This is a genomic window from Sciscionella marina DSM 45152, from assembly GCF_000379465.1.
Lineage (GTDB): Bacteria > Actinomycetota > Actinomycetes > Mycobacteriales > Pseudonocardiaceae > Sciscionella > Sciscionella marina.
In genome coordinates this window covers 58,756-84,199 of the sequence record NZ_KB905383.1, presented here as the reverse complement: position 1 = coordinate 84,199, position 25,444 = coordinate 58,756, and the positions used below count along the sequence as shown (strand labels likewise).

At 65.4% G+C, this 25,444-nt stretch carries 23 protein-coding genes and 1 tRNA gene; 14 read left to right on the top strand and 10 right to left on the bottom strand.

What is annotated here, in order from left to right; all coding sequences use genetic code 11:
- Nucleotides 1–31: 31 nt before the first annotated feature.
- The 7 genes from gyrA to dnaA all read right to left on the bottom strand — a co-directional run bounded on the left by gyrA (nucleotide 32) and on the right by dnaA (nucleotide 11,056).
- Nucleotides 32–2,551 (bottom strand): DNA gyrase subunit A, encoded by a 2,520-nt coding sequence (gene gyrA / locus A37U_RS0111520; protein WP_020496797.1) that lies wholly within the window; start codon nucleotides 2,549–2,551, stop codon nucleotides 32–34.
- Between the two features lie 58 nt (nucleotides 2,552–2,609).
- A complete protein-coding gene (gyrB, locus tag A37U_RS0111515; RefSeq protein ID WP_020496796.1) occupies nucleotides 2,610–4,577 on the bottom strand; it encodes a DNA topoisomerase (ATP-hydrolyzing) subunit B in 1,968 nt (655 codons plus the stop codon).
- A gap of 290 nt (nucleotides 4,578–4,867) precedes the next feature.
- A complete protein-coding gene (locus A37U_RS0111510; protein ID WP_020496795.1) occupies nucleotides 4,868–5,413 on the bottom strand; it encodes a DciA family protein in 546 nt (181 codons plus the stop codon).
- Between the two features lie 103 nt (nucleotides 5,414–5,516).
- Nucleotides 5,517–6,638 carry a DNA replication/repair protein RecF gene (gene recF, locus A37U_RS0111505; RefSeq protein ID WP_020496794.1) on the bottom strand — a complete coding sequence of 374 codons (1,122 nt, stop codon included), beginning with the start codon at nucleotides 6,636–6,638 and terminating at the stop codon, nucleotides 5,517–5,519.
- 3 nt (nucleotides 6,639–6,641) lie between these two features.
- Nucleotides 6,642–7,535, bottom strand: a complete 894-nt coding sequence (gnd, locus tag A37U_RS0111500) for a phosphogluconate dehydrogenase (NAD(+)-dependent, decarboxylating) (protein ID WP_020496793.1) — start codon at nucleotides 7,533–7,535, stop codon at nucleotides 6,642–6,644.
- Between the two features lie 46 nt (nucleotides 7,536–7,581).
- Nucleotides 7,582–8,709 carry a DNA polymerase III subunit beta gene (gene dnaN / locus A37U_RS0111495; RefSeq protein WP_020496792.1) on the bottom strand — a complete coding sequence of 376 codons (1,128 nt, stop codon included), beginning with the start codon at nucleotides 8,707–8,709 and terminating at the stop codon, nucleotides 7,582–7,584.
- A 757-nt stretch (nucleotides 8,710–9,466) separates the two neighbouring features.
- Nucleotides 9,467–11,056: a chromosomal replication initiator protein DnaA gene (gene dnaA, locus A37U_RS0111490; protein WP_026197112.1), complete on the bottom strand. Its 1,590-nt coding sequence runs from the start codon at nucleotides 11,054–11,056 to the stop codon at nucleotides 9,467–9,469.
- A gap of 548 nt (nucleotides 11,057–11,604) precedes the next feature.
- On the opposite strand from dnaA, the gene rpmH reads away from it, so the two are divergent.
- From rpmH to A37U_RS0111455, 9 genes are all read left to right on the top strand, one after another.
- Nucleotides 11,605–11,742 carry a 50S ribosomal protein L34 gene (gene rpmH / locus A37U_RS49515; RefSeq protein ID WP_082468910.1) on the top strand — a complete coding sequence of 46 codons (138 nt, stop codon included), beginning with the start codon at nucleotides 11,605–11,607 and terminating at the stop codon, nucleotides 11,740–11,742.
- Nucleotides 11,743–11,757: 15 nt separating this feature from the next.
- A complete protein-coding gene (gene rnpA, locus A37U_RS0111485; protein WP_026197111.1) occupies nucleotides 11,758–12,123 on the top strand; it encodes a ribonuclease P protein component in 366 nt (121 codons plus the stop codon).
- A 23-nt stretch (nucleotides 12,124–12,146) separates the two neighbouring features.
- On the top strand, nucleotides 12,147–12,434 hold the full coding sequence (gene yidD / locus A37U_RS49510; protein ID WP_420806231.1) for a membrane protein insertion efficiency factor YidD: 288 nt from the start codon (nucleotides 12,147–12,149) through the stop codon (nucleotides 12,432–12,434).
- A 4-nt stretch (nucleotides 12,435–12,438) separates the two neighbouring features.
- Nucleotides 12,439–13,593, top strand: a complete 1,155-nt coding sequence (gene yidC / locus A37U_RS0111480) for a membrane protein insertase YidC (RefSeq protein ID WP_026197110.1) — start codon at nucleotides 12,439–12,441, stop codon at nucleotides 13,591–13,593.
- A 31-nt stretch (nucleotides 13,594–13,624) separates the two neighbouring features.
- Complete coding sequence (locus A37U_RS0111475; RefSeq protein WP_240437549.1) at nucleotides 13,625–14,206, top strand: Jag family protein; 582 nt, start codon at nucleotides 13,625–13,627, stop codon at nucleotides 14,204–14,206.
- Between the two features lie 147 nt (nucleotides 14,207–14,353).
- Complete coding sequence (rsmG, locus tag A37U_RS0111470; protein WP_020496787.1) at nucleotides 14,354–15,049, top strand: 16S rRNA (guanine(527)-N(7))-methyltransferase RsmG; 696 nt, start codon at nucleotides 14,354–14,356, stop codon at nucleotides 15,047–15,049.
- A 116-nt stretch (nucleotides 15,050–15,165) separates the two neighbouring features.
- Entirely contained in the window at nucleotides 15,166–16,089 is a 924-nt protein-coding gene (locus A37U_RS0111465; RefSeq protein WP_026197108.1) for a ParA family protein, read from the top strand.
- Nucleotides 16,086–17,072, top strand: coding sequence for a ParB/RepB/Spo0J family partition protein (locus A37U_RS0111460; RefSeq protein ID WP_020496785.1), 987 nt, complete (start codon nucleotides 16,086–16,088; stop codon nucleotides 17,070–17,072). Before A37U_RS0111465 ends, A37U_RS0111460 begins: the two co-directional genes overlap by 4 nt.
- Nucleotides 17,073–17,218: 146 nt before the next feature.
- Complete coding sequence (locus tag A37U_RS0111455; RefSeq protein WP_020496784.1) at nucleotides 17,219–17,773, top strand: DUF1707 SHOCT-like domain-containing protein; 555 nt, start codon at nucleotides 17,219–17,221, stop codon at nucleotides 17,771–17,773.
- A 3-nt stretch (nucleotides 17,774–17,776) separates the two neighbouring features.
- On the opposite strand, the gene A37U_RS0111450 is transcribed toward A37U_RS0111455, so the two are convergent.
- Entirely contained in the window at nucleotides 17,777–19,423 is a 1,647-nt protein-coding gene (locus A37U_RS0111450) for a phosphoenolpyruvate--protein phosphotransferase (protein WP_020496783.1), read from the bottom strand.
- Nucleotides 19,424–19,476: 53 nt separating this feature from the next.
- Complete coding sequence (locus A37U_RS0111445) at nucleotides 19,477–20,508, bottom strand: MBL fold metallo-hydrolase (RefSeq protein WP_020496782.1); 1,032 nt, start codon at nucleotides 20,506–20,508, stop codon at nucleotides 19,477–19,479.
- 68 nt (nucleotides 20,509–20,576) lie between these two features.
- On the opposite strand from A37U_RS0111445, the gene A37U_RS0111440 reads away from it, so the two are divergent.
- Together A37U_RS0111440 and A37U_RS52860 are read left to right on the top strand one after the other, a co-directional pair.
- The gene (locus A37U_RS0111440) at nucleotides 20,577–21,146 is read left to right on the top strand and encodes a DUF1707 SHOCT-like domain-containing protein (protein WP_020496781.1); all 570 of its coding nucleotides are present in this window, start codon (nucleotides 20,577–20,579) and stop codon (nucleotides 21,144–21,146) included.
- A 221-nt stretch (nucleotides 21,147–21,367) separates the two neighbouring features.
- Nucleotides 21,368–21,556 carry a hypothetical protein gene (locus tag A37U_RS52860; RefSeq protein WP_020496780.1) on the top strand — a complete coding sequence of 63 codons (189 nt, stop codon included), beginning with the start codon at nucleotides 21,368–21,370 and terminating at the stop codon, nucleotides 21,554–21,556.
- A 403-nt stretch (nucleotides 21,557–21,959) separates the two neighbouring features.
- On the opposite strand, the gene A37U_RS0111425 is transcribed toward A37U_RS52860, so the two are convergent.
- Nucleotides 21,960–22,033: transfer RNA gene (locus A37U_RS0111425), tRNA-Gly, on the bottom strand.
- A 331-nt stretch (nucleotides 22,034–22,364) separates the two neighbouring features.
- Here A37U_RS0111425 and A37U_RS0111420 point away from each other — a divergent pair.
- The 3 genes from A37U_RS0111420 (at nucleotide 22,365) to A37U_RS0111410 (ending at nucleotide 25,437) form a co-directional block, all read left to right on the top strand.
- Nucleotides 22,365–23,579 (top strand): quaternary amine ABC transporter ATP-binding protein, encoded by a 1,215-nt coding sequence (locus A37U_RS0111420; protein ID WP_157182757.1) that lies wholly within the window; start codon nucleotides 22,365–22,367, stop codon nucleotides 23,577–23,579.
- A gap of 196 nt (nucleotides 23,580–23,775) precedes the next feature.
- On the top strand, nucleotides 23,776–24,465 hold the full coding sequence (locus A37U_RS0111415) for an ABC transporter permease (protein ID WP_240437548.1): 690 nt from the start codon (nucleotides 23,776–23,778) through the stop codon (nucleotides 24,463–24,465).
- A 45-nt stretch (nucleotides 24,466–24,510) separates the two neighbouring features.
- Nucleotides 24,511–25,437 (top strand): glycine betaine ABC transporter substrate-binding protein, encoded by a 927-nt coding sequence (locus A37U_RS0111410; protein WP_020496776.1) that lies wholly within the window; start codon nucleotides 24,511–24,513, stop codon nucleotides 25,435–25,437.
- The last annotated feature ends 7 nt before the right edge of the window (nucleotides 25,438–25,444 follow it).

Genomic DNA, 25,444 nt, shown 5'->3' with positions numbered 1-25,444 from the left:
CCGTGTACCCATTCTCCACCGTGCCACAGACTCACTCGGTCGGCTCGATCGTGTCTTCGCCGGTGTCTTCCTCGCCGTTGGTTGGGACGTCCATCCCCTCATCGGCGTTGCGCGCGATGGCCACAAGTGTGACGCCTTCGTCGAGGTTCATCAGCCGCACGCCCTTGGTCTGCCTGCCCGCGACGCGCACCTGTTTGGCCTCGGTGCGGATGACGCCGCCGCCGGATGTGATGGCGAAGACCTGGTCTTCCTCGTCCACGATGAGCGCGCCGACGAGGCGTCCGCGTTTGCTGTCGTGCTGGATGGTGGTGACGCCCTTGCCGCCGCGGCCCTGTGGCGAATAGTCGGCGAGCGGGGTCCGCTTGGCGTAGCCGCCGTCGGTGGCGACGAGTACGTAGTAGTCGTCGTGCACCAGTCCGATGGTGAGCAGTTCGTCGCCCTCGTTGAACCGCATGCCGAGCACCCCGGAGGTGGCCCGGCCCATCGGGCGCAGCGCCTCATCGCTCGCGTGGAAGCGGATGGACTGACCGCCCGCCGACACGAGCAGCAGGTCGTCCTCGGCGGAACAGAGCACCGCGCCGACGAGTTCGTCGCCGTCCCGCAGGTTGATGCCGATCAGCCCGCCGGAGCGGTTCGAGTCGAAGTCACCGAGCTTGGACTTCTTGACCAGTCCGGACTTGGTGGCGAGCACGAGGTACGGCGCGACCTGGTAGTCCCGGATCTGGATGACCTGGGCGATCTCCTCGTCCGGGCCGAACGCGAGCAGATTCGCCACGTGCTGACCGCGGGCGCTGCGGTTCTGCTCGGGCAGCTCGTAGGCCTTGGTTCGGTACACCCTTCCCTTGTTGGTGAAGAACAAAATCCAGTCGTGCGTGGAGCACACGAAGAAGTGCTGCACGATGTCGTCCTGTTTGAGGCCCGCGCCCTGCACGCCCTTGCCACCGCGTTTCTGCGCGCGGTACAGCTCGGTCTTGGTGCGCTTGGCGTACCCGGTGCGCGTGATCGTGATGACCACGTCTTCCTCGGCGATGAGGTCCTCGACGGAAACCTCGCCGTCGTACGGAATGATCTTGGTGCGCCGATCGTCGCCGTGCCGGTCCACGATCTCGGTGAGCTCCTCGCGCACGATCGAGCGCTGGCGTTCCGGGGAAGCGAGGATGTCCTGCAGGTCGGCGATGACCTCCTCGAGCTCACGCAGTTTGTCGACGATCTTCTGCCGTTCCAGGGCGGCGAGCCGGCGCAGCTGCATGTCCAGGATCGCCTGGGCCTGCACCTCGTCGATGTCCAGCAGCTCGATCAGTCCGGTGCGCGCCTCGTCCACCGTCGGCGAGCGCCGGATCAGCGCGATGACCTCGTCCAGCGCGTCGAGTGCCTTGACCAGTCCGCGGTAGATATGAGCCTGTTCCTCGGCCTTGCGCAACCGGTACTTGGTGCGCCGCACGATGACCTCGACCTGGTGGCGCACGTAGTGCCGGATGATCTGGTCCAGCCGCAGGGTGCGCGGCACCCCGTCGACCAGCGCGATCATGTTGACGCCGAAGTTGTACTGCAGCTGGGTGTGCTTGTAGAGGTTGTTCAGCACCACCTTGGCGACCGCGTCCCGCTTGAGCGTGACCACGATGCGCATCCCGGAGCGGCTGTTCGACTCATCGGCGATGTCCGCGATCCCGGTGATCTTGCCGTCCTTGACCAGGCTCGCGATGTTCTCCACCAGGTTGTCCGGGTTCACTTGGTACGGCAGTTCGGAGACGACGAGGATGGTGCGGCCCTTGTTGTCCTCGTCGATCTCCACCACGGCGCGCATCCGCACCGATCCGCGACCGGTGCGATAGGCCTCCTCGATCCCGGATGTGCCCAGGATCAGCCCGCGGGTCGGGAAGTCCGGCCCCTTGATCCGCTGCAGCATCGCGGCGAGGGTCTCCTCCTCGGAGGCCTCCCAGTTGTCCAGCGCCCAGATGACCCCGTCGGCGACCTCGCGCAGGTTGTGCGGCGGGATGTTCGTCGCCATCCCGACCGCGATCCCGGATCCGCCGTTGACCAACAGGTTCGGGATCCGCGCCGGGAGCACATCCGGTTCCTGAGTGCGCCCGTCGTAGTTGTCCGAGAAGTCAACGGTTTCTTCCTCGATGTCCCGCAGCATTTCCATGGCGAGCGGGTCAAGGCGGCACTCGGTGTACCGCATGGCGGCCGCAGGATCGTTGCCCGCGGAACCGAAGTTGCCCTGCCCGTCGATGAGCGGGTAGCGCATCGTCCACCGCTGGGCAAGCCGCACGAGCGCGTCGTACACCGAGGAGTCGCCGTGCGGGTGGTAGTTACCGAGCACATCGCCGACCACGCGGGAACACTTGTTGTACCCGCGATCCGGCCGGAAGTTGTTGTCGAACATCGAGTACAGCACGCGCCGCTGTACCGGTTTGAGCCCATCGCGCACATCCGGGAGCGCACGGGAGACGATCACGCTCATCGCATAGGCGATGTACGAGCGCTGCATCTCCTGCTGGACATCAACCGGTTCGACCCGATCGATCTCGGGGGGCATGGCTTCGGTCACGAGAAATCCCTATTCGCAGTCGACTGGCGTGGGCTGTTACCCGCTGCAGCGCGGACGATCAGATATCCAAGAACCCGGCATCTTTGGCATTGCGGACGATGAAGGAGCGGCGCGCTTCGACATCCTCGCCCATGAGCACCGCGAACAGCTCGTCCGCTGTCGCCGCGTCGTCCAGGGTGACCTGGCCCATCAGCCTGGTCGCCGGATCCATGGTGGTCTCCCAGAGTTCCTCGGCGTTCATCTCGCCGAGACCCTTGTACCGCTGGATCGCGTCGTCCTTCGGCAGCTTCCTGCCCGCCTCGGCACCGGCCTTGAGTAGACCGTCGCGCTCCCGGTCGTTGTAGGCGTACTCGGGTTCAGCGCGCGGCCACTTGATCTTGTAGAGCGGCGGACGGGCGATGAACACGTGGCCGTTCTCGATCAGCGGCCGGAAGAAGCGGAAGAACAGGGTCAGCAGCAGGGTGCAGATGTGCTGGCCGTCCACATCGGCATCGGCCATGATCACGATCTTGTGATACCGCAGCTTCTCCAGGTCGAAATCGTCGTGGATCCCGGTACCGAGCGCGGTGATCAGCGACTGCACCTCGGCGTTCTTGAGGACGCGGTCGATGCGCGCCTTCTCCACGTTGATGATCTTGCCGCGGATCGGCAGGATCGCCTGGTACATCGAGTCCCGGCCTTCCTTGGCCGAGCCACCTGCCGAGTCACCCTCGACGATGTAGAGCTCGCACTCGTGCGGATCCTTGGAGCGGCAGTCCTTGAGCTTGCCCGGCAGCCCGCCGATGTCCAGCGCTCCCTTGCGGCGCACCAGATCGCGGGCGTGCCGCGCGGCCATCCGGGCCTGTGCCGAGGACACCGCCTTGTTGATGATCGCCTTGGCCTCGTTGGGATTGCGCTCGAACCAGTCGGCCAGCCACTCGTTGCACGTCTTCTGCACGAAGGAACGGGCCTCGGTGTTGCCCAGCTTGGTCTTGGTCTGTCCCTCGAACTGCGGCTCGCGGAGCTTGATCGAGATGATCGCGGCGAGCCCCTCCCGGATGTCGTCCCCGGTGAGGTTGTCGTCCTTTTCCTTGAGGAGCTTCTTGTCCTTCGCGTACTTGTTCACCGTGTAGGTCAGCGCGGAACGGAACCCTTCCTCGTGGGTACCGCCCTCGTGCGTGTTGATCGTGTTCGCGAAGGTGTACACGCTCGCGGTGTAGCCGCTGTTCCACTGCATCGCGACCTCGACCGAGAGCCCCTCGCCGTCCGCGTCGAAGGCGACGACCTTCTCGTGGATCGGGTCCCTGGCACCGTTGATGTGCTTGACGAAGTCCTCGAGACCGCCCGGGTAGTGGTAGATCACATCCTTGGTCTTGGCCGTCTGCCCCTCGGCGTCCTCGGTGTCCTCGTCCCCGTTCGGCCGCTCGTCGTGCAGCTTGATGGTCAGTCCCTTGTTCAGGAAGGCCATCTCCTGCAGCCGCCGCGAGATCGTCTCGAAGTTGTAGGTCGTGGTCTCGAAGATGTCCGGGTCGGCCCAGAACGTCGTCGTGGTACCGGTCTCGGTCGTCTCCTCCCCCTCGACCAGTGGCTCCGGCTCCGAACGGTCGTAGTGCTGGCGCCAGACCTTGCCGTTCCGCCGGGTTTCCACATCCAGGGCCGTGGAAAGGGCGTTCACCACGGAGACACCGACACCGTGCAGACCGCCGGAGACCGCATAGGAGTCCGAATTGAACTTCCCGCCCGCGTGCAGAATCGTGTGCACCACTTCGATGGTGGGTTTCTGTTCCTTGGGGTGCAGCTCGACCGGAATACCGCGGCCGTCGTCCTGCACCCGGACACCGCCGTCCGCGAGCAGGCTGACATCCACCGTGGTGGCGTATCCGGCCATCGCCTCATCGACGGAGTTGTCCACAACTTCCTGCACGAGATGGTGCAGACCGCGTTCCCCGGTCGACCCGATGTACATCCCCGGTCGTTTCCGGACCGCCTCGAGGCCTTCGAGGACAGTGATGGACGATGCGTTGTAGTCGTTCGTGTTCGCTGCCACGGGCGGAGGTTCTCCTTGCGCGGATCGAGTGCGCGACACCCGGCTCGTGAGCGTGGCGCACGGTACCCGTCAATTCTACTTGCCCCTTCGCGCAGAAGTGGCAGTAGGACACCTCTAGCGTGTCCACTGACGCGATTTTTTCTTCCTCGACGAGCGGCCCCACGCGCCACCGGGGTCCACCGGCTTCTGCGTGCCACTGTGCGTACTCCCCACCGAGTCGGCTCGGGGCTTGTGCGTGGTTGTGTTGGTTCTCGGCGACACAACCACGCACGAGCACGTGTTTGTGCTGGTCAGCCGTAGGTGTCCCGGGGTCCACGGCCGGGAACGTGGCGCGGGCCATAGCGCCAGCTCGGTGCGGCCGGGCCCGCCACCTTGATGGAGGTGACGATCCCGTCCCCGAGCTTTTCGGCAAACCGTTTGATCAGCTGGCGCTGGAGCAGCCGTAGCTGGGTCGCCCATGCGGTGGATTCCGCACGCACATGCAGTTCGGTGCCTTTGAGCTGTTCGGGGACCGAGTGCGCGGCGACCTCCTCACCGACGAGTTCGGGCCAGCGTGCGATCACCGAACCACCGGTGAGGTGCTCTTTCCAGCCGCGTTCGGCGATGATCCGCGCGGTGAGCCTGCCGAGCGGTTGTGGATCCCGGTCGTCCGGGCGCGCTCCCGACCAGCCCCTGCGCCGGGCGCGCTTGCGTTTGCCGTACACGGCGTGCTTGGCCTGTTGCCGATCGCGGGCCGCGGATTTGGCGCGCGCGGCCTCGAGTGCTTGGCGCGCCAGATCGGCTCCACGCGGTTCCCCTCCACCGTATGTACCACTTTCGGGGACTGAATCGGACATATTTTCGGAGATGTCAGGTGTCGAGGCCGACCCTGAGAGTGTCTTGTCCACATTATCCACAGAGTTGTCCCCAGGTGTGTCTGCGCTCACAGCCATCTCCTGTTCACGCTGATGCGTCCGCGGTAACCATCCCGTTCGAGACGTGAAACCGATCCCCGTCGAGTTCGGCGGGAACGTCTTCACCGACCGCCGCGGTCACGATCACCTGCTCAGCAGCCGTCGCGACCTCGGCGAGCTTGCCTCTTCGTCTTCGATCGAGCTCGGCGAACACGTCGTCGAGGATCAGTACCGGCTCACTGCCTTCGCCACGTAACAGCTCGTACGCGCCGAGTCGCAGCGCCAGTGCGAAGGACCAGGATTCGCCGTGACTGGCGTATCCCTTGGCGGGTCCTTCACCGAGTAGTAGTTCCAGATCGTCGCGATGCGGTCCGATCAGGCTGACACCACGTTCGAGTTCCTGGTCACGCACACGGGCGATGCCCTCGAGCAGCGCCTGTTCGAGCTCCGTGACATCCGTGCTCTCCGGTACCTGCTCGCCGAGACTCGAGCGATAGCGGATGTCGATGGGCACCGATTCCGGGGCGACCCCCGCGTAGGCGGCGGCCACATGCGGGGCGAGTGCCGCGCTGAGCTCGATCCGCCCCGCGAGCAGCGCCGCACCCTGCGCAGCGAGGTGCCCGTCCCAGACCTCGAGGGTGCTCAGATTGGATTTCGCCGCCCTCGCGGTCTTCAACAGGGCACTTCGCTGTTTGAGCACGCGCTCGTAGTCGGAGCGGATCCCGGCGAACCGTGGTGCGCGCAGGGCGAGCAGACCGTCGAGGAACGAGCGCCGTTCCCCAGGATCCCCACGAACCAGGGCCAGGTCCTCCGGAGCGAACAGCACGGTGCGCAGGATTCCGGCGACATCCCTGGTCCGGGGCACCGCGCCGCGGTTGAGCAGGGCCCGGTTCGCCTTGCCCGAGGTGATCTCGAGTTCGACGGTCACTTCCCGGCCGTCCTGCACGATCGCGGTGCGTACCACCGCACGCTGGGCGCCCCGGCGAATCAGCGGAGCATCCGAGGCGACTCGGTGCGAGGACAGTGTCGCGGCATAGCCGAGCGCTTCGACCAGGTTGGTCTTGCCCTGGCCGTTGCGCCCGAGCAATACCGTCGGTCCCGGGTGTAAGGGCAGGTCAGCGAGTTCCCAGGAACGGAAATCGGTAACCTGGAGATGCCGGACGTACACCGATCAGCTGGATTCCTCGGCGCTGTGGACCGCGTGCCCGCCGAACTGGTTGCGCAACGCGGCGATTGCCTTGAGCGCAGGCGAATCGGTCTGCCGCGAGGAGAACCGGGCGAACAGGGCGGCTGAGATGACCGGAACCGGGACCGCGTGATCGATGGCTTCCTCGATCGTCCAGCGTCCCTCGCCGGAATCCTCGACATAACCGGTGATCCCGGCCAGGTCCGGGTCTTCTTCGAGCGCACGCACGAGCAGGTCGAGCAGCCAGGATCGCACGACGGTCCCCCGCCGCCATGCCTTGAACACACCCGCGGTGTTCGTGACCTCGTCGGCGGCCTCGAGCAGTTCGAAGCCCTCCGCATAGGCCTGCATCAACCCGTACTCGATGCCGTTGTGCACCATCTTCGCGTAGTGACCGGCACCGACGGCGCCCGCGTGGGCGAACCCTTCATCGCGCGGGCCATCCGGGCGCAGCGCGTCGAAGATGGGCATGGCTCGCTCGACATCCGTGTCCGCGCCACCGCACATCAACCCGTAACCGACCTCGAGTCCCCAGACTCCGCCGGAAACTCCGCAGTCCACGAACCCGATCCCGCGGGCCGCGAGCACCTCCGCGTTGTGCTTGTCCTCGGTGAACCGGGAGTTGCCGCCGTCGATCACGAGGTCGCCGTCCTCGAGCAGTCCGGCGAGTTCGGCGACCGTGGCCCGGGTCGGTTCCCCTGCCGGGACCATGACCCACACGACGCGAGGCCCGCCGAGTTTGCCGACGAGATCGGCGAGCGAACTGCTGTCGCTGACATCCGGGTTCTGGTCGTACCCGACGACCTCGTGTCCCGCGCGACGCAGACGTTCGCGCATGTTGAATCCCATTTTGCCGAGGCCGATGAGACCGAGTTGCACGGTGCGCTCCCCTTCTAGCTCCCTGATCGTGGTTTCGCGGATGTGCTCAGCCCGGAAGCCGGACCGGCATCAACAGGTACAGATAGTCGCCCGCTACTTGTCCATCCTCGTCCACCGGCTTGAGCAGTGCAGGCCGGTTGGCCGTGGTGAACGCCATGTGCGCCCGATCGGTACGCACGGCACTCAGTCCATCGAGCAGATAGGTCGGGTTGAACGCGATGGTCACGGGCTCGCCCTCGAACTCGACCGCGATCGCTTCCTCCGCGCTGCCCTCTTCCTCGCCACCCGCGGTGAGGTTGAGCCCGTCCTCGGAGAATTCGAGCCGGACCTGGGTCCCACGCTCGGCGACGAGCGAGACACGTTTGATCGCGTCGACCAGCTTGGACACCTCGATGATCGCGGTCGTGGTCTGATCGTCGGGCAACAGCTGGCGGTATTTCGGGAATTCGGCATCGAGCAATCGCGCGGTGGAGCGGCGCCCCGCACCGGAGAGCCCGACCAGCCCGTCACCGGAAGCGAGTGCCAGTTCGGCGGTCGCCCCGGATGCGCCGAGTGTCTTCGCCGATTCGGCGAGGGTACGCGCGGGCACGAGCACCGCGGTGTCCTCGGCCTCCTGTGCCGGGGTCCAGGTGATCTCCCGCATCGCGAGCCGGAACCGGTCGGTCGCCACGAGCGTCAGTTTGTCGCCGGCGATCTCCACTCGCACCCCGGTGAGCATCGGCAGCGTGTCGTCCTTGCCCGCGGCGACCGCGACCTGGGCGACGGCGGTGCCGAGCAGTTCACCGGGCAGTTCACCGACCTTGTCCGGCATGTTCGGCAGCTGCGGGTAGTCCTCGACCGGCATCGTGGGCAGGGAGAACTTCGCGGTCCCGCAGACGATCTCCACCCGGGAGCCTTCGACGGCGAGCTCGACCGGCTTGTTCGGCAGCGCCTTGGTGATGTCCGCGAGCAGTCGTCCGGAGACGAGCGTGCGCCCGGATGCGGACAGGGTCGCGGGCACGTTGACCGTCGCCGAGGTCTCGTAGTCGAAACCCGAGACCGTGAGTACGTCCTGTTCGGAATCTGCTTCGAGGAGGATCCCGCCGAGCACCGGTACCGGTGGACGGGCAGGGAGGCTTCTCGCGACCCACGCGACGGCGTCGGCGAGTCCATCACGCTCGACACGGATTTTCATCTGACGTCCTTTCCCGACGACGGTTCCCGCACCGGTCTTACCACCGGGGTCCGACACCCCAGCGCCGAGCACAGCGAAGCGTGACCGGCTCGACGCAGTGGGTGTTGGCGGTGTGTGCCGGTGCTCGATGCGCATCCCGGCGGTGAATGCCAACCGTAGAACGTGCCCGGCAGTAGCGCGAACCGGGCTCCGCCGCCCGGGCCGCGTTCCGGGTCTCGGTTGTCCCCAGTTCACAAGCTCGCCTGTTGTTGTTTGTTTTTCTCTTCAAAAGAGAACAAACCGTCGTAGTAGTAGGCGTTGTGGGTTGTGTGGACGGAGGTGGTTCTCGCAGGTGAGCGGCTTGCGTTGGATGTGGACCCGCCCGTGTGCGAGTCCGGGAGGGAGCCTGTGGATGTGTGGACCGGATCGGCCCGGCGGCCGCTGCTCCACATCCGTGTCCTGTTTTCCACAGTTCCGTCCCCAGCTATCCACCGAGTTGTGCCCAAGCCTGTGGGGATGGCCGAACGCGCGTGCTCGGCGTCGAATCCCACCTATGAGTGACGCAGATCACTGATTCCTGACGGTGTCGAGGCACATCCGAGCCGGTTCAGCGGCGGAATCGGTCGTGCGTGGTTGTGTTGCCTAGAACCAACACAACCACGCACGAGGGACTATCGGCGCAGGTGAGAGCCCGTTCGGGGGGCAGCACGAACGAGCGCCGGACAAGGGCGCTGAAGGGGCTCCGGGGCGACCGGAACGGGGATGTGGATGTGCCGACTCAGCCGCGAGCGCGCTGCTTGATGCGCGCGGTCAGCTCCTGAACCTGGTCGTAGGTACGCCGGCGCTCGGCCATTTCCTTGCGGATCTTCTTGTCTGCGTGCATGACCGTGGTGTGGTCGCGGCCGCCGAAGGCCTGACCGATCCGGGGCAGCGAGGCATCGGTGAGTTCGCGGCACAGATACATGGCGATCTGGCGCGACTGCGCGAGCGCCTTGACCTTGCCGGGGCCGCACAGCTCGTCGACGGTGACACCGAAGAATTCCGCGGTGACCGACATGATCGTGGTCGCCGAGATCTCCGGCTGCTGTGAGTCGGGGATCAGATCGCGCAGCACGATCTCGGCGAGCTGGACATCCACCGCCTGCCGGTTGAGCGAGGCGAAGGCGGTGACCCGGATGAGTGCACCCTCGAGTTCCCGGATGTTGCGTTCGACGCGCGCGGCGATGAACTCCAGTACATCCATGGGCACGTTCAACCGGTCCTGCGCGGCCTTCTTCCGCAGGATCGCGATCCGCGTCTCGAGCTCGGGCGGCTGGATGTCGGTGATCAGCCCCCATTCGAAGCGGGTGCGCAGCCGGTCCTCGAGGGTGCCCAGTCCCTTGGGCGGGCGATCCGAGGACACGACGATCTGCTTGTTCGCGTTGTGCAAGGTGTTGAAGGTATGGAAGAACTCCTCCTGGGTTCCTTCCTTACCTTCGAGGAACTGCACATCGTCGACGAGCAGTACATCCACATCCCGGTACCTGCGCTGGAACGCGACCTTGCGGTCATCGCGCAGGGAGTTGATGAAGTCATTGGTGAATTCCTCGGTCGACACGTAGCGCACCCGCATCCCGGGGAACAGTCGTTGCGCGTAGTGCCCGACCGCGTGCAGCAGGTGGGTCTTGCCGAGTCCGGACTCGCCCCAGATGAACAACGGGTTGTACGCGCGCGCCGGCGCTTCGGACACGGCGACGGCCGCGGCGTTCGCGAACCGGTTCGAAGCACCGATGACGAAGGTGTCGAAGGTGTACTTCTCGTTCAGCTTCGTCTTGGAAGTCTGCGGCTGCGCGGGCGCGGTGAACGGTTGCTCACTCGACGTGGACTGCTGGCCGGTGAACCGCGGCCAGATCTCGTTCGCCGCCTTGAGCGCGTCCCCCTCCTCGTCGACCTCTTCGGTCTGCGACTCCTCGAGGTGATGCAGCGGGGCCTGATCCTCGGGGCCGCCCACCTGCGCGGCACTGACCAGGGCCGGTTCCGGAGTGGGTGAACCGTTGGTCGGTTCCTCTTCCTCGGCCGGGGCGGCCTCGGCGGGTTCGCTGTCCTTGCGATGCCGCGCGTCCGCGGTCCCGGTGTCCACCTTCACGGCGAGGGAGACCGGGGCCCCGATGTACCTGGAGAGTGCTTCGGTGATCGGATCCCGCAGGGCGCGTTCGATCGCGTCCTTGGCGAACTCGCTCGGCGCGGCGAGTAGAGCGGTGCCGTCGAGTAGCCCGAGTGGACGAGTCACCTGCATCCACGCGCGCTGCAACGGGGACAAGGTCCCGTTGGAAAGTTCGGTGACCACCTGGTCCCAGATGAGACCCAGGTCGGCCCGGGTTTCCGACACGCCCCCGCTCACTCCCCTCCCGTACAGGTCTGACCTGGGTCGTTAGCTCACACTACGCGGTTACCGCCCGATTCGCTCATCGAGCGCCATAGCTTGCAAGGCCGGTATCACCCTTCCGTGGGCGCCCGAGAACAAGGATATCCACAAACTTGTCCACAGCTGTGCACGAGCATGCGTGTTAACGCATCAAACTCCACAACAGTTCGACACTCCAATGGACCGGCGTCCGATGCAGAGGACCAACTCCCACGTTCTCGCCTCTGCGCGATATCCGTACTTCTCGCTCCACGGCATCCAGCAATGCCGGCAGGATGGGAACGCTAACAACACCGGCGCGATGCCACAAGACGTGGTGGTAGATCAAGCACCCTATCGTCCGGCGTGTCGCTGGGCGGTACCCGGTTTTCAGCCCGATCGAGGGACTGCGTAACCTATGAAGGTCTCCCGCCTGCGCGGGTTGTTTCGCATGCCCGCACGCATGGGTAGGACATGAGCGAATGGGAGACGATCGGATTTTGGCCAATGGCACTGTACGGGAGTAACCAGCCGTGAGTAAGCGTACGTTCCAACCGAACAATCGTCGTCGGTCCCGCAAGCACGGGTTCCGGCTTCGGATGCGCACCCGCGCCGGTCGCGCCATCCTCGCGAACCGCAGGCGTAAGGGACGCGCCAAGCTGTCCGCCTGATCGCGGGCGGATGCCGTGCTGCCCGCGACCGCTCGACTGACGAACAGCCGGGAGTTCCGCTCGGTGACCCGCAGGGGTCGTCGGGCAGGACGCTCCCGGCTTGTTGTGCATGCGCTGCGCGACGATTCGATCACCGAGGGTTCCGCGCGGGCGGGATTTGTCGTGAGCAAGGCGGTCGGTAACTCGGTGGTCCGCCATCGGGTCACCCGCCAACTGCGTCATCTGGTGCACGACCGGCTCGATCGGTTGCCGCCCGGGACGCAGCTCGTCGTGCGTGCCCTCCCCGCGGCCGCGGGTTCGCGGAGTTCGGCGCTCGCGGCGGATCTCGATACCGCGCTCGACCGACTGCGGCTGCCCGGATCGCGTACCGGCGAGTCGTGATGGCTCGCCCGGTCTCTGTGGCGGTGGCACGCCCAGGCGTGTTCGCCAGGGGCCTGATGCTGCTGGTCAAGGGATACCGGAAGGGGATCTCCCCGCTGCTCCCGCCGAGCTGCCGGTTCTATCCGAGCTGTAGTGAGTACGCGCTCGAGGCGCTACGCGTGCACGGCGCCGCACGAGGGACCTTGCTCGCGGTCCGCCGACTGCTTCGTTGCGGTCCCTGGCATCCTGGGGGTATTGACCCGGTTCCGCCGAGGCGCGGAGCTGGCACGAGCGCACTCGAAGACTTGACCGAACACCCTGCCAAGGAGTAACCGCGTGCTCGATTTTATTTACTGGCCCGTGTCCTTCGTCATGTGGTGTTGGCACAAGGTCTTCGGGTTCATCCTCGGCGACAGCAACGCCTTCGCCTGGGCGCTCTCGATCGTCTTCCTCGTCTTCACGCTGCGTGCGCTGCTGCTCAAGCCGATGGTGCACCAGATCAAGTCCATGCGGAAGATGCAAGAGTTCCAGCCGCAGATCAAGGCGCTCCAGAAGAAGTACGCCAATGATCGGCAGCGACAGGCGCAGGAGATGCAGAAGCTCCAGCGCGAGCACGGGTTCAACCCGCTCGGTGGCTGCCTGCCGATGATCTTCCAGATCCCGGTGTTCATCGGGCTCAACCACGTCATCCGGAACTTCAACCCGAACTACGGCAGCAACTACTTCTTCCCGAAATCGGACATCACCTCGTATCTGCGCGCGGACCTGTTCGGCGTGCACCTCAACGACATGGTGTTCAACGCCGGACTGCTCGGGTCCTACGGCGGCGGTGCCCACGGATTCCACTGGGGTGTGGCTCCGGTCGCCATCCCGCTGATGATCGTCGCCTCGATCGCGACCCACTTCACCGCACGGCTTTCGGTGCAGCGCCAGCAGGCCATGGGCACCACGAACAACCAGCCCGGCGGCGCGATGATGCAGAAGGTTCAGCTGTATCTGTTCCCGCTCGGTGTGCTGATCTTCGGTGCGGCCCTGCCGATCGGTCTGCTCCTCTACTGGCTGAGCAACAACAGCTGGACGCTTGCCCAGCAGCACTTCGTGTTCCGGCGGATGGACAAGGAAGAGGCCCGCAAGAAGCAGGAAGCCCAGGAAGCACGCCAGGCGCTCGCCCCCAAGCCGGGGCAGAAACCGGGCAAGCAGCCGGCCAACCAGCCGAAGGAGCAGGACGAGCCGAACGCGGAGAAGGCGCCCGAGCCGGTCGAGAAGAACGAGACCAAGAAGTCCGAGAAGTCCGGTGGTGAGGCGAAATCCGATGGTGGTTCGCCGAAGCAGCAGCCGAAGGAAGCGCCCGCGGGAACCACGGCCTCGAACGGTTCCGGGGGTAAGGGAGATTCCGCGCAGTCGAAGTCGAACGGCGCGCTGAACACCTCGCAATCGGTACCCGGCTTGATATCCGACCGAGGGCGGAAGAAGAAGCGCAACCGGAAGTAGCCCGAACTTCGTGCTGGAGAGGAGAACAAGCGTGGCAGGGACATTGGAGGTCGACGGGGCGAGCGCCTCGCCGGACCGCGGTGAAGACGAACAGGCCGAGGCTGTCACCGGCGAGGAACAGGACGCGCAGGCCGACGGCGAGAAGAACGAAGAGGAACTGCTCGTCCAGGAGGGCGATGTCGCGGGCGACTATTTGGAGCGACTGCTTGACGTCCTCGACTACGACGGCGATATTGATCTAGACGTCGAAGCCGGACGTGCCATGGTCAGCATCGACGGCGGTAGCGATTTGGAGAAGCTCGTCGGCCAGCGCGGTCAGGTGCTCGAGGCGCTGCAGGAATTGACCCGGCTCGCGGTACAGACCGAGACCAGCTCGCGGAGCAGGCTCATGCTCGACATTGCCGGATGGCGCGCGAGCCGTCGTGGCGAGCTGACCGACCTCGGCCGGACCACCGCCGAGAAGGTCGTGGAGAGCGGAGAGAAGACGAAGCTTCAGGCGATGACCCCGTTCGAACGGAAGATCGTGCACGACGCGGTCGCCGATGTGGCGGGTGTGACGAGCGAGAGCGAGGGTGAGGAACCGAACCGCCGCGTGGTGGTCCTCCCCGAATAGTCGACGCGAAGACGGAGCGGCCCGGTTTCACGTGAAACCGGGCCGCTTTTTTGTGGGCTCGCGTAGACGGTCCCCTGGCTGTCCGAGGTAGCGACTAGACTTGGCCCGCCGAGGTCAGGTTGTGTCACGTCGATCGAAAGAGACCGAATGTCCAACGGGACGCTATTGCCCACTCCCCCGGACTCCGCTGCGGAAGTGTTCGGCGCACGACTGCCGATCGCCCGCGTCTTCGCCGAGCGACTGGCGAGCGAGGGAGTGCTCCGCGGCATGATCGGGCCGAGGGAAGTGGAGCGGCTGTGGGAGCGGCACATTCTGAACTCCGCGGTGCTCGGTGAGGTGATCCCGGAGCGGGCGAAGGTGATCGATGTCGGTTCAGGGGCCGGGCTTCCCGGGATCCCGCTCGCGATCGCTCGGCCGGATGTACGCGTCACGCTTCTCGAGCCGATGCAGCGCCGGGTGGATTGGCTGGAGCTGATCGTCGGTGAGTTGGAGTTGCCGATTGACGTGGTTCGCGGCCGGGCGGAGGATCGGTCGGTGCGCGACAGTCTGCCGAACGCGAATGTGGTCACGGCGCGGGCGGTCGCGAGTCTGGACAAGCTGTCGTCCTGGTGTCTTCCGCTCATCAAACAGGGGGCGGCGTTGTATGCCGTGAAGGGAGCTTCGGCGTACGACGAGATTGAGCGCGATCGGGAGGCGGTCGCTCGGCTCGGTGGTGGTAACCCGCGGGTACTCACTTGCGGACAGGGGAAACTGGAACAGTCGGTGAGGGTTGTGCGCATCGAACGGGTGGGTTCTCGTGCAACGGGTGGCCGGCAGCAACAACGGACGAGGAGGAGTCGGTGAGCGTCCGGTCGAAGTTGAAGGTTGCCAAGAAGCGTGTTTCACGTGAAACCAAAGAGACCGAGGATCATGACAACGCAGTGGATGGGTCTGTCGGAGCTGGCGAGGTGCTCAAGCCGATGACCGAACAGAACTCCGGAGACGGGACGCCGTTCAGCGATTGGACACCGATAGCCGATGCCGCTGCCCGTGCCACCCAAGTACTTCATCCCCAGGAACTCAGTTTGCCGAAGCCAGCGCATCGCCGGGTCATCACCGTCGCCAACCAGAAAGGCGGGGTCGGTAAGACCACGAGCACGGTGAACCTCGCGGCGGCGCTGGCGCTGCACGGCTTGAAGGTGCTCGTGATCGACCTCGACCCACAGGGCAACGCGAGCACCGCGCTCGGGGTGGAGCATCGCGGCGAGGTGCCGTCCATCTACGATGTGCTGCTCGGCGAGATCTCCGTCAAGGAAGCGGCCGCGGTCAGCGATCAGTCGCCGAACCTGTGGTGTGTGCCCGCCACGATCGATCTCGCCGGTGCCGAGGTCGAACTGGTGACCATGGTGGCGCGCGAATCGCGATTGAAGACCGCGCTCACCGAGGAAGCGCTCGACGAGCTCTCCCCCGACTACGTCTTCATCGACTGCCCTCCCTCGCTCGGACTGCTCACGGTGAACGCGCTCGTGGCGGCCGAAGAGGTACTCATCCCGATCCAGTGCGAGTACTACGCGCTTGAGGGACTCGGCCAGCTGCTCAACAACATCGAGCTGGTGCGCGGGCACCTCAATACGAGCCTCGAGGTGTCGACGATCGTGCTCACCATGTACGACGGGCGCACCAAGCTCGCCGATCAGGTCACCAAGGATGTGCGCGACTACTTCGGGGACACCGTGCTGAGCACGGTGATCCCGCGCAGTGTGAAGGTCTCCGAAGCGCCGGGCTACGGGCAGACCGTGCTCGCTTACGATCCCGGTTCACGTGGCGCGATGAGCTATCTGGACGCCGCGAAGGAGATCGCCGTACAAGGTGGATCCGCGGACAATCAGGAGGCCGGGGAATGACGGAGCGCAAGGGTGGCCTCGGGCGTGGACTCGCGGCACTGATTCCCAGTGCTCCCCCGGAGGACGGATCTGCGGCACCCGCGGCGGAGCCGTCCAGTACGGCACCGAAGACCTCCACGGCGAAGGCGCCCGCATCGCAGGGCGAGCCCGCTTCTCCGGCGGAGCCGAGCGGCGAGGTAGCGGGCGCGGTCTACCGCGAGGTGCCGATCGATGCGATCACGACGAACCCGAAGCAGCCTCGTCAGGTGTTCGATGAGGAAGCGCTCACCGAGCTCTCCCACTCGATCCGCGAGTTCGGCCTGTTGCAGCCGATCGTGCTGCGGACCTTGCCGGACGAGAAGCTCGAACTCGTCATGGGTGAGCGCCGGTGGCGTGCGGCGAAGCAGGCGGGGCTGGACACGCTCCCCGCGATCGTGCGCGGTACCGCCGACGATGCGATGCTGCGCGATGCCCTGCTGGAGAACATCCACCGGGTGCAGCTGAACCCGCTCGAAGAGGCGGCGGCGTATCAGCAGCTGCTCGACGAGTTCGACGTGACTCACGATCAGCTCGCTTCGCGAATCGGACGCAGCAGGCCGGTCATCTCGAACACCATCCGCCTGTTGAAGCTCCCCCTCCCCGTGCAGCGCCGGGTCGCTGCTGGGGTGCTCTCCGCCGGTCATGCGCGGGCGCTGCTCAGCCTCGAGGATTCGGACATCGTGGACGACCTCGCCGCGCGGATCGTGGCGGAGGGACTTTCGGTGCGAGCGACCGAGGAAGCGGTCATGCTCGCGAAGTCGGGCCCGAAGCGGACGCAGAAGGCCCCGCCGAAGAAGATCGAGGTGCCCCGGGCGGGCGAGATAGCGGATGATCTCTCCGACCGCTTCGACACCAGGGTCAAGGTGGATGTCGGGCGGAAGAAGGGCAAGATCACCATCGAATTCGGCTCGGCGGATGATCTTGACCGGCTTCTCGACCTGATCGGCCCAAAAGAGACAAAATAGACCCGCAACCGGGATATCCGATCATACCGGCTCATTTTGTCACGGTGACAAATACGATCCGTGGTCGATATGTTCGGAGTGTGACAGGATGAGTTCAGGGATTTCACCTGATTCCTGCAGCGTTCCGGAGAGCTAATCTCGGGGACGTGAGCGAACGAGATCTGCGAGTCTCCGATGACGAACGCAACCACGTCGTCGGCTTGCTCGAGAAGGCAACCGGTCGCGGGATGATCGACCTGAACGAGTTCGCCGAGCGGAGTGCCACGGCGACGGCCGCCAAGACCCGGGGCGAGCTCAATGCCGTCCTCGTCGATCTGCCCGGGATGGTGCACAGCTCCGCGCCGGCCGGTGCGCGCGAGCAGACGCTGTCGTCTTCGATGACGCTGTTGAAACGAGACGGTGCCTGGACTCCCCCGCTGGAGCTGCACGTCCGGAACACGATGGCGACCACGATCCTCGACTTCCGTCAGGCCCTGATCAACTATCCGCGGTTGGTGATCGACTTCGACGTCTCGTTCGGCACCGTCCGGTTATGGCTCCCCGAACACGCGACGATCAACCTCGAAGGTTTCACGTGCACGATGGGGAACGTGGTCGGCAGGGGGCGCCCGGTGGAAACCGCGGAAACCCCGGGCGATCCACATTTCGTGATCACCGGCCAGCTGCGGATGTGCTCGCTGGTCGTGCACCGGAAGAAGTAGCTTTCAGCGGCCCAGCGCTGACCTGGCGGCCGCGCGGGCCTCCGCCGGGGTTCGGGTCCGTAAAGCCTCCCGTGCGGCCGTCACACAGGCACTGTGGGCGTGTTTCACCAGCTCGGCGCCGACGGCGTTGAGGGCGATCGGGGTCATGGAAAGGCTGGTCGCGCCCAGCCCGACGAGGACGCAGGCGAGCAGCGGATCGGCGGCGGCTTCCCCGCAGACACCGACCGGCTTACCGGCCGCCCGCCCCGCGGTACCGGTCAGTTCGACCAGGCGCAGCAGCGCGGGCTGCCACGGATCACCGAGCGCGGCCAGCGTTCCGAGCTGACGGTCCGCCGCCATCGTGTACTGGGTGAGGTCATTGGTGCCGATGGAGACGAAGTCCACGATCTCGAACAGTTCCCCGGCCTGCAGCGCGGCCGAAGGGATCTCGATCATCACGCCGACGCGCCGGATCCTCGCCGCGCGAGCGCGTTCGGCGAACCACGAGGCCTCCTCGGTCGTTGCGATCATCGGAGCCATGACCGAATCCCCGCCCGCGGCATGGATCGCGTGGAGCTGCCGGTCGAGTAGTTCCGGTTGATGCTGACGGGCCATGCGGAGTCCGCGCACGCCGAGCGCGGGGTTCGGTTCCGCCTCGGCGGGCAGGAAGGTCAGCGGCTTGTCCGCACCGGCATCGAGGGTCCGCACGATGCATGGTTTCCCGTGAAACACCGCGATGATGGCGCGGTACATCTCTGCCTGCTCCTCGACCGTGGGCTCGGATTCCATTGCCAGGTAACAGAATTCGGTCCGGAAAAGGCCCACTCCCTCGGCCGGGGAATCCGCCGCCTTGATCGCGTCCGCAGCCGAGCCGATGTTGGCGAGCAGTGGGACGCGCACGCCGTCGCTGGTGGCCCCGGCACCGTTCCACTCCGGCGTGCTCGTACTGGGCGCGGCTTCCGCTTCGGCCTCGGTCACCACCTCGACAAGACCGGTCTCCCCGTCCACGCGCAGATAGTCCGCAGTCAGGTCGAGGGCCCCGGTACAGCCGACGACCGCGGGGATGCCGAGTGCGCGGGCGATGATCGCGGTGTGCGAGGTGGGCCCGCCCTCCTCGGTGACGATCGCGAGCACCGTCGCCGAGTCCAGGGCCGTCGTATCCGCGGGGGCGAGTTCGCGGGCCAGCAGCACGTGCGGGGTCTCCAGTTCCGGCACAGCGCTGGACTGCGCCCCGGTGAGCTCCTCGATGATCCGGTCGCGCACATCCCGGAGGTCACCGGTGCGTTCGGCCAGGTAACCACCGGCCTCGGCGAGCCCATCGATGAACTGCTCTGCGGCGTCCCATACCGCGCGGGCCGCGGGCAGTCCCTGTTCGGTGACCAGTTCCTCCGCGGTGCCCAGCAGCGAGGGATCGGTCGCCATCACCGCGGTCATGTCGAGGATGTCGCGCACTTCTCCGGTCGCCAGCGCCGCCTTGTCGGTCAGCGCGGCGGCGACCAGGTCCGCGGCCGGATGGATGCGCGCGGCCTCCTCGCGGTAGTCGAGCGGCTTCGGATACCGCGCGGGCTGTCCGATGCTGACCCGTGCTGGCTCCTGGAGGCGCAGCACCGGTCCCGCGGCCCGCCCAGGGCTCGCCGGGACCCCGTGCGCCGCCTGCTGCTCGACCGTCATGCCTGCTGAGGGTACTCGTGAGCGGTTGTGTTGGTTCTAGCCAACACTTCCGCTCACGAGCACGTGTAGTAGCGGACTCCCTCGTGCTCCTCGCCGGTGAGCTCACCACGGGCGACGAGCAGATCCAGGTGCGATCTCGTCTCGAGCACGGCCAGCATGGCGTTGAAGACGTCCAGATCGCTCAGGGCGCGCTCGCGGCGGGTCCAGGTGAGCTTGGCCGCCGATTCCGCACTGGTCCTGGCTCCCGCACGTACGGTGTCGTAGGTGACCTCGAGCCGGGCGCGGTGGTGTTCCAGCAGCTCGTCGGCCCGCTTGTGCACGCTGCTAGTCACCGGTCCGTGCGCGGGAAGTAGCCAGGTGTCGGGGAGTTCGCGGATCCGCCGCAGCGATTCGAGGAAGTCCCCGAGTGGCAGCCGCGGGGTGCGCGGTTCGAGCGCGATGGAGGGGGTGATGTGCGGGAGCACGTGATCCCCGGCGAACAACAGCCCGTTCGCCGCATCGCGGAACACGATATGGCCGCTGGTGTGTCCCGGCGTGTGCACGACTTCGAGGTCGTACGCGCCGACCGGGACCCGCTCCCCCGCCGCGAGCCACCGGTCCGGGGACGGCCACTCCGCGGGATCGACCGCGGTGTCGCCGACCATCTCGATGAACTTCGCGGTGATCTCGGTGGCTCCGGTGCCGCGGAGCAGGTGCTGCTGGGTGATCATCGGGCTCTTGTCGGCCCGCTGCAGTGCCTCGATGGTCGGGCGCTCCTCCGCACCGAGTGCGATCGGGGTGCCGTGTTCGGCGCGCACGTGAGTGCCGAGGTTGTAGTGGTCCTTGTGCGCGTGGGTGATCAGGAACTCGCGGATGTGCGCGGTATCCGAACCGAGCTCGGTGAGGACCGTGTCGAGCTGGGCGCGTGCCTCAGCGACCCCCCACCCCGAGTCGATCAACGTGAACCCGTCGCCGTCGCGGATCGCGTACACGTTCACCGCACGCAATCCGTCGTTCGGCATCGGTAACGGGATCCGGAACACTCCCTCGGTGACCTCGTACGAACCGGGTTGTGCCCATGCGTTCCTGCTGGCGTTCTCGGCCACTGTGCCGCCCTGCCTTTCTCGCGTCCCGCAAGATACGGTACCTACCAGGTGGTATGAAGGAGGCCACAGTGCGAGATGACCACGTACGGGCATCGGACGAGGAACGCGAAGCGACGCTCGAGGTCCTCAAGGAAGCCATGGCGAACGGCATGCTGGACATCAACGAGTTCGATGAGCGTTCGGCGCGGGTCATGGCTTCGCGGACCAGGGGCGAACTCGCCGAGGTCGTCGCCGATCTGCCGATCACGGGTGGTGCTCCGACCCCCGAGGACAACCGGACCGTCGAGTTCACCGGAACCTTCAACTCGGTGAAGCGCAAAGGCGATTGGGATGTCCCCCGCCGGATCATGATCCGGAAGAACATGGGGTCCACCGAGCTCGACTTCACCGAAGCGAACATCGCGCACCCGGTCGTCGATATCGAGATCGAGGTCAACGGCGGATCGCTGCAAATGCGGGTGCCGGACGAGGCCAGCGTCGACTTCAACGGTGTCGAGCTCACCCTCGCCAGTGCCGAAGACCACCGGAAAAGGCCGCCACAGCAAGGAAAACCACACTTCCGGCTCACCGGAGCGATGCGCGTGGGCTCCATCGAGGTGCGTGGCCGGCCATGGCGACCGTTCACCCGCAAACGGTGATTTGTCGACATATCGTTTTGTTTTCACTGGGTGTCGGACCAGACTGATGTCGTGCCACAGCCACTGACACCGGCCCTGCCACCCGGTTCGCTTCGAGAACAGGATCAGCCGAAGCTGACCGTGGACGGGGACGTGGTTTTGCGTCCCTGGCGGGAATCCGATGTATCGGTTGCGCGAAAGCCTTTGACTGCCCCGAAACTCAGCAGTGGAACCAGCGCAGGATGGACAGTGCGGACGAGTCGCGGGACCGGATCGCGAACTGGGAAACCGCCTGGGAACGGGAAATCGCCGCCCGTTGGGCGATCGCGCGCACGGATCGCGTGCTCGGCCAGATCGGTCTGCGCCGGATGCGCTGCCCCAAGCATCCGCGGAACTCTCCTACTGGCTGCTCCCCGCGGCGCGTGCCCTGACCCGATGGGTGTTCGCCGATCCCGGATTCACCCGCACGCTCATGCACACCACCGGAAACCTCGCCTCCTGCCGGGTCGCTGCCAAGAACGGGTTCGCCCTCGGAGGGACCAGCAGAGCGCCGCACCTGCACGCGGACGGTTGGCAGACGTCCATCCATTCCTTGCTGTGCACCGATGATGCTCCCGGTTAGGGAACGGACTCTGGCTGATCCGCACTACCCTGGCGCGCAACATGTCGCGGTCCGAGACGAGGCCGTAATGCGAGTGATCCGGTCCCCAGCGTGATCCTGTCGATAAGAAGGCCGAGAGCGGCTGACCGGAGATGTGGCACTGGCCCCGAAACAGCAGTTGGGGTGCTCCCCGAAACCGGGAAACACCCCGACTGCACTGCAAGAGCTTTCTGTGGAGCGGATGACGGGAATCGAACCCGCATTCTCAGCTTGGGAAGCTGATGTTCTGCCATTGAACTACATCCGCAAGACGCTCCCGATCATATACCGCTGCCTCGAGCCGGTGAACGGCGGCCCCGCCGCAAGCAGTCGACTACTTAGAGTCAATTTTTTGGTGATTTGATTACGGGGCGATACCGTTTTTGAGTGACGAACCCCAAATAGGGTGGTTCTTCCGAGCACTCCGAGTAAGGTACAGCTCGGAACAGTCACCGCCGGTGTACGGGTCGATGTGAATATTGCGGGTCCGAACCTGATGGACGCGTCGGCCCGAGTGCGTGGCACGAGCGTCCCGCGCTCGAACTGAGGTGACGCCGTAGGTGGCGTCCGGTGCGGGGCACGAGGACAGAGGGAGACCCTTGGCAACTGTTCGAGCAGAGAAGATCTACAAGGTGTTCGGGCGCCGCGCGCGTGATGCCGTGCACCAGCTGGAGTCGGGCGCGAGTCGCTCGGATCTGGCTGCCGCGGGCACCACTGCCGCGGTCATCGACGCGTCGTTCGAGGTGGCCGACGGCGAGATTTTCGTGGTGATGGGCCTTTCGGGCTCGGGGAAGTCGACGTTGATCCGCATGCTGAACGGCTTGCTTCCGGCGACTTCGGGGGATGTCTACATCAACGATGAGGACATCACGAAAATGTCGCAGCGCCAGATCCGGGAAATGCGTCAGCGCCGGATGAGCATGGTGTTCCAACATTTCGCGTTGTTCCCGCACCGCTCCGTGTTGGATAACGCGGCGTATGCCTTGGAGATACAGGGAGTCGAGAGGGAAGCGCGGCGGGCCAAGGCCAAGGAGGCGCTCGGCCTGGTCGGTCTGGATGGCTGGGAGAACCACCTTCCCGATCAGCTTTCCGGTGGTATGCGCCAGCGGGTTGGGCTTGCCCGCGCGCTCGCCGCGGACACCGACATCCTGTTGATGGACGAGGCGTTCAGCGCGCTCGATCCGCTGATTCGCCGGGACATGCAGGATCAGCTGCTTTCGCTGCAGGCGGAGCTGGGCAAGACGATCATCTTCATCACTCACGATCTGAACGAGGCGATGCGTCTCGGCGACCACATCGCGGTGATGCGGGAGGGCCGGATCGTGCAGATCGGCACGGCCGAGGACATCCTCAACGATCCGGCGAACGACTATGTCGCCCAGTTCGTGCAGGACGTGGACCGGGCGAAGGTGCTCAGCGCGACCTCGGTGATGGAGCGGCCGACCTCGACGATCGGGGCGAATTCGGGTCCGCGTGCCGCGCTGAAGGTGATGCGCGAAATGCAGCACACCGCCATTTTCGTGGTGGACAGGCAGGGAACGCTGCTCGGTGTCGTCGAGGACGAGGCGGCAGCGGAGGCGGCGCGCAACGGCGCGGAAACGGTCGAGGGCATCATCTCGAACGATATTCCCGAAGTAGGCCCGGAAACCGCCGTCTACGAACTGTTCATTCCGTCCGCGGAGAGCAGGCTTCCGCTCGCGGTCGTGGACGAGGACCGGAAGCTGCTCGGCATCGTGCCAAGGGCCACGCTGCTGGCCGCGCTCGGGCAGAACGCCAAGCCGGTGGAGAACGTGAGGGAGGATGCCAATGCGTGAGCTACTCCTCGCAGAGGCCGGCTGGCATGTGCCGCAGCTGAACGTCGGCGGCTGGTTCAGCGCGATCGTGGACTGGATACGGAACAATGTCGGACCACTGCTTGATTTCATCAATCTGATCGTCCAGTCCTGTGTGGACGCCGTCGTCTGGGTGCTCACGCTGCTGCCCAGCTGGGCGATGGTGGTCGTATTCGGGTTGATCGCGCTGCTGGTTCGGGGCTGGAAATTCGGGATCGGCGCGCTGATCGGATTCGCGCTCATCGACAGTCTCCGTGCATTCGACAATGCGATGGACTCGCTCTCCCAGGTGATCGTTTCCGGCGTAGTGGCGGTTGTGATCGCGGTACCACTGGGAATTCTCGCCGCACGCAGCGCTCGGGCCAGCCGGATCATCAAACCGGTCATGGATTTCATGCAGACATTGCCGCAGTTCGTGTACCTGATTCCGGTGATCTTCTTCTTCTCGATCGGTGCGGTCCCCGGTGTGATCGCGACGGTCGTGTTCGCCCTGCCGCCCGGTGTTCGGTTGACCGAACTGGGAATCCGCCAGGTGGACAAGGAAATGGTCGAAGCCGGTGAGGCTTTCGGCGCACCGAGCGGAAAAATTCTGCGCGGTATTCAGATTCCGCTCGCGATGCCTTCGATCATGGCCGGTATCAACCAGGTCATCATGATGTCGCTTTCCATGGTCGTCATCGCGGGCATGGTCGGCGCACCGGGGCTTGGCAGCCAGGTTTTCGGTGCGGTGCAGCAATTGCAACTGGCGAACGGATTCAATGGCGGACTTGCCGTGGTCATTCTCGCCATCTACTTGGACCGGTTGACCTCGTCGTTCGGTGACCGGTCCGCAGTCTCGCGCGCCGCGCGCGTCGCGAGCAAGGTCTGACCGGGCAACCGGATCAAGACCGCTCATCTGGAAGGAGAACCTGAAGTGCCGAGAAAGAAACGGGTTGGCTGGTTCGCCGGGCTGACCGCGATGCTGCTCGCCGTCGTGATGGTGTCGACGGCCTGCGGTAAGCAGTCGACGAATTCCCAAGGCACCGGCGGCCAAGACAAGAAGATCAACATCGCCTACATCGCCTGGGACGAGGACATCGCTCTGTCCAATCTGTACAAGGCGGCGCTGATGAAGGCGGGGTGGAAGAAGGACGACATCAAGCTCCAGGAGCTGGATGCCGCGCCGATCTTCCAGAGCCTGTCGACCGGTAAGTCGGATCTCTTCCTCGACGCCTGGCTGCCCATCACGCACAAGAGCTACTGGGACCAGTACGGCAAGCAGCTCGAGGACCTCGGGACCTGGTATGACAACGCCACCCTCGGGCTCGCGGTCCCCGACTATGTCAAGGACGTGAAGTCCATCGCGGACCTCAAGGAGCACGCCGGTGAGTTCGGCGGGCAGATCGTCGGTATCGACAACGGTGCCGGTGAGATGAAGGTCGTGCGAGAGAAGGCCATGCCGCAGTACGGCCTCGACGGTCCGATGAAGCTCTCCTCGTCCTCGACCGCCTCCATGCTCGCCGCGGTGGAGAAGGCCGTGAACGAGAAGAAGCCGGTGGTGGCCACCCTGTGGAAGCCGCACTGGGCCTACACCCGGTACAAGCTGCACGACCTCGAGGACCCGAAGGGCGCGATGGCGCAGCACGAGAAGATTCACGCCGTCGGGCGCAAGGACTTCGGCAAGGACTTCCCGAACCTGGAGAAGTCGCTGAAGGGCATCAAACTCGATGACAAGCAGCTGGGCACCCTGGAGGACATGGTGCACAGTGCGGGTTCGAACGCCGATGCGCAGCTGAAGGCCGCGCAGCAGTGGATGGACAAGAACCCGGACTTCGTGAAGCAGCACCTGAGCAACCTGTAACCGCTGG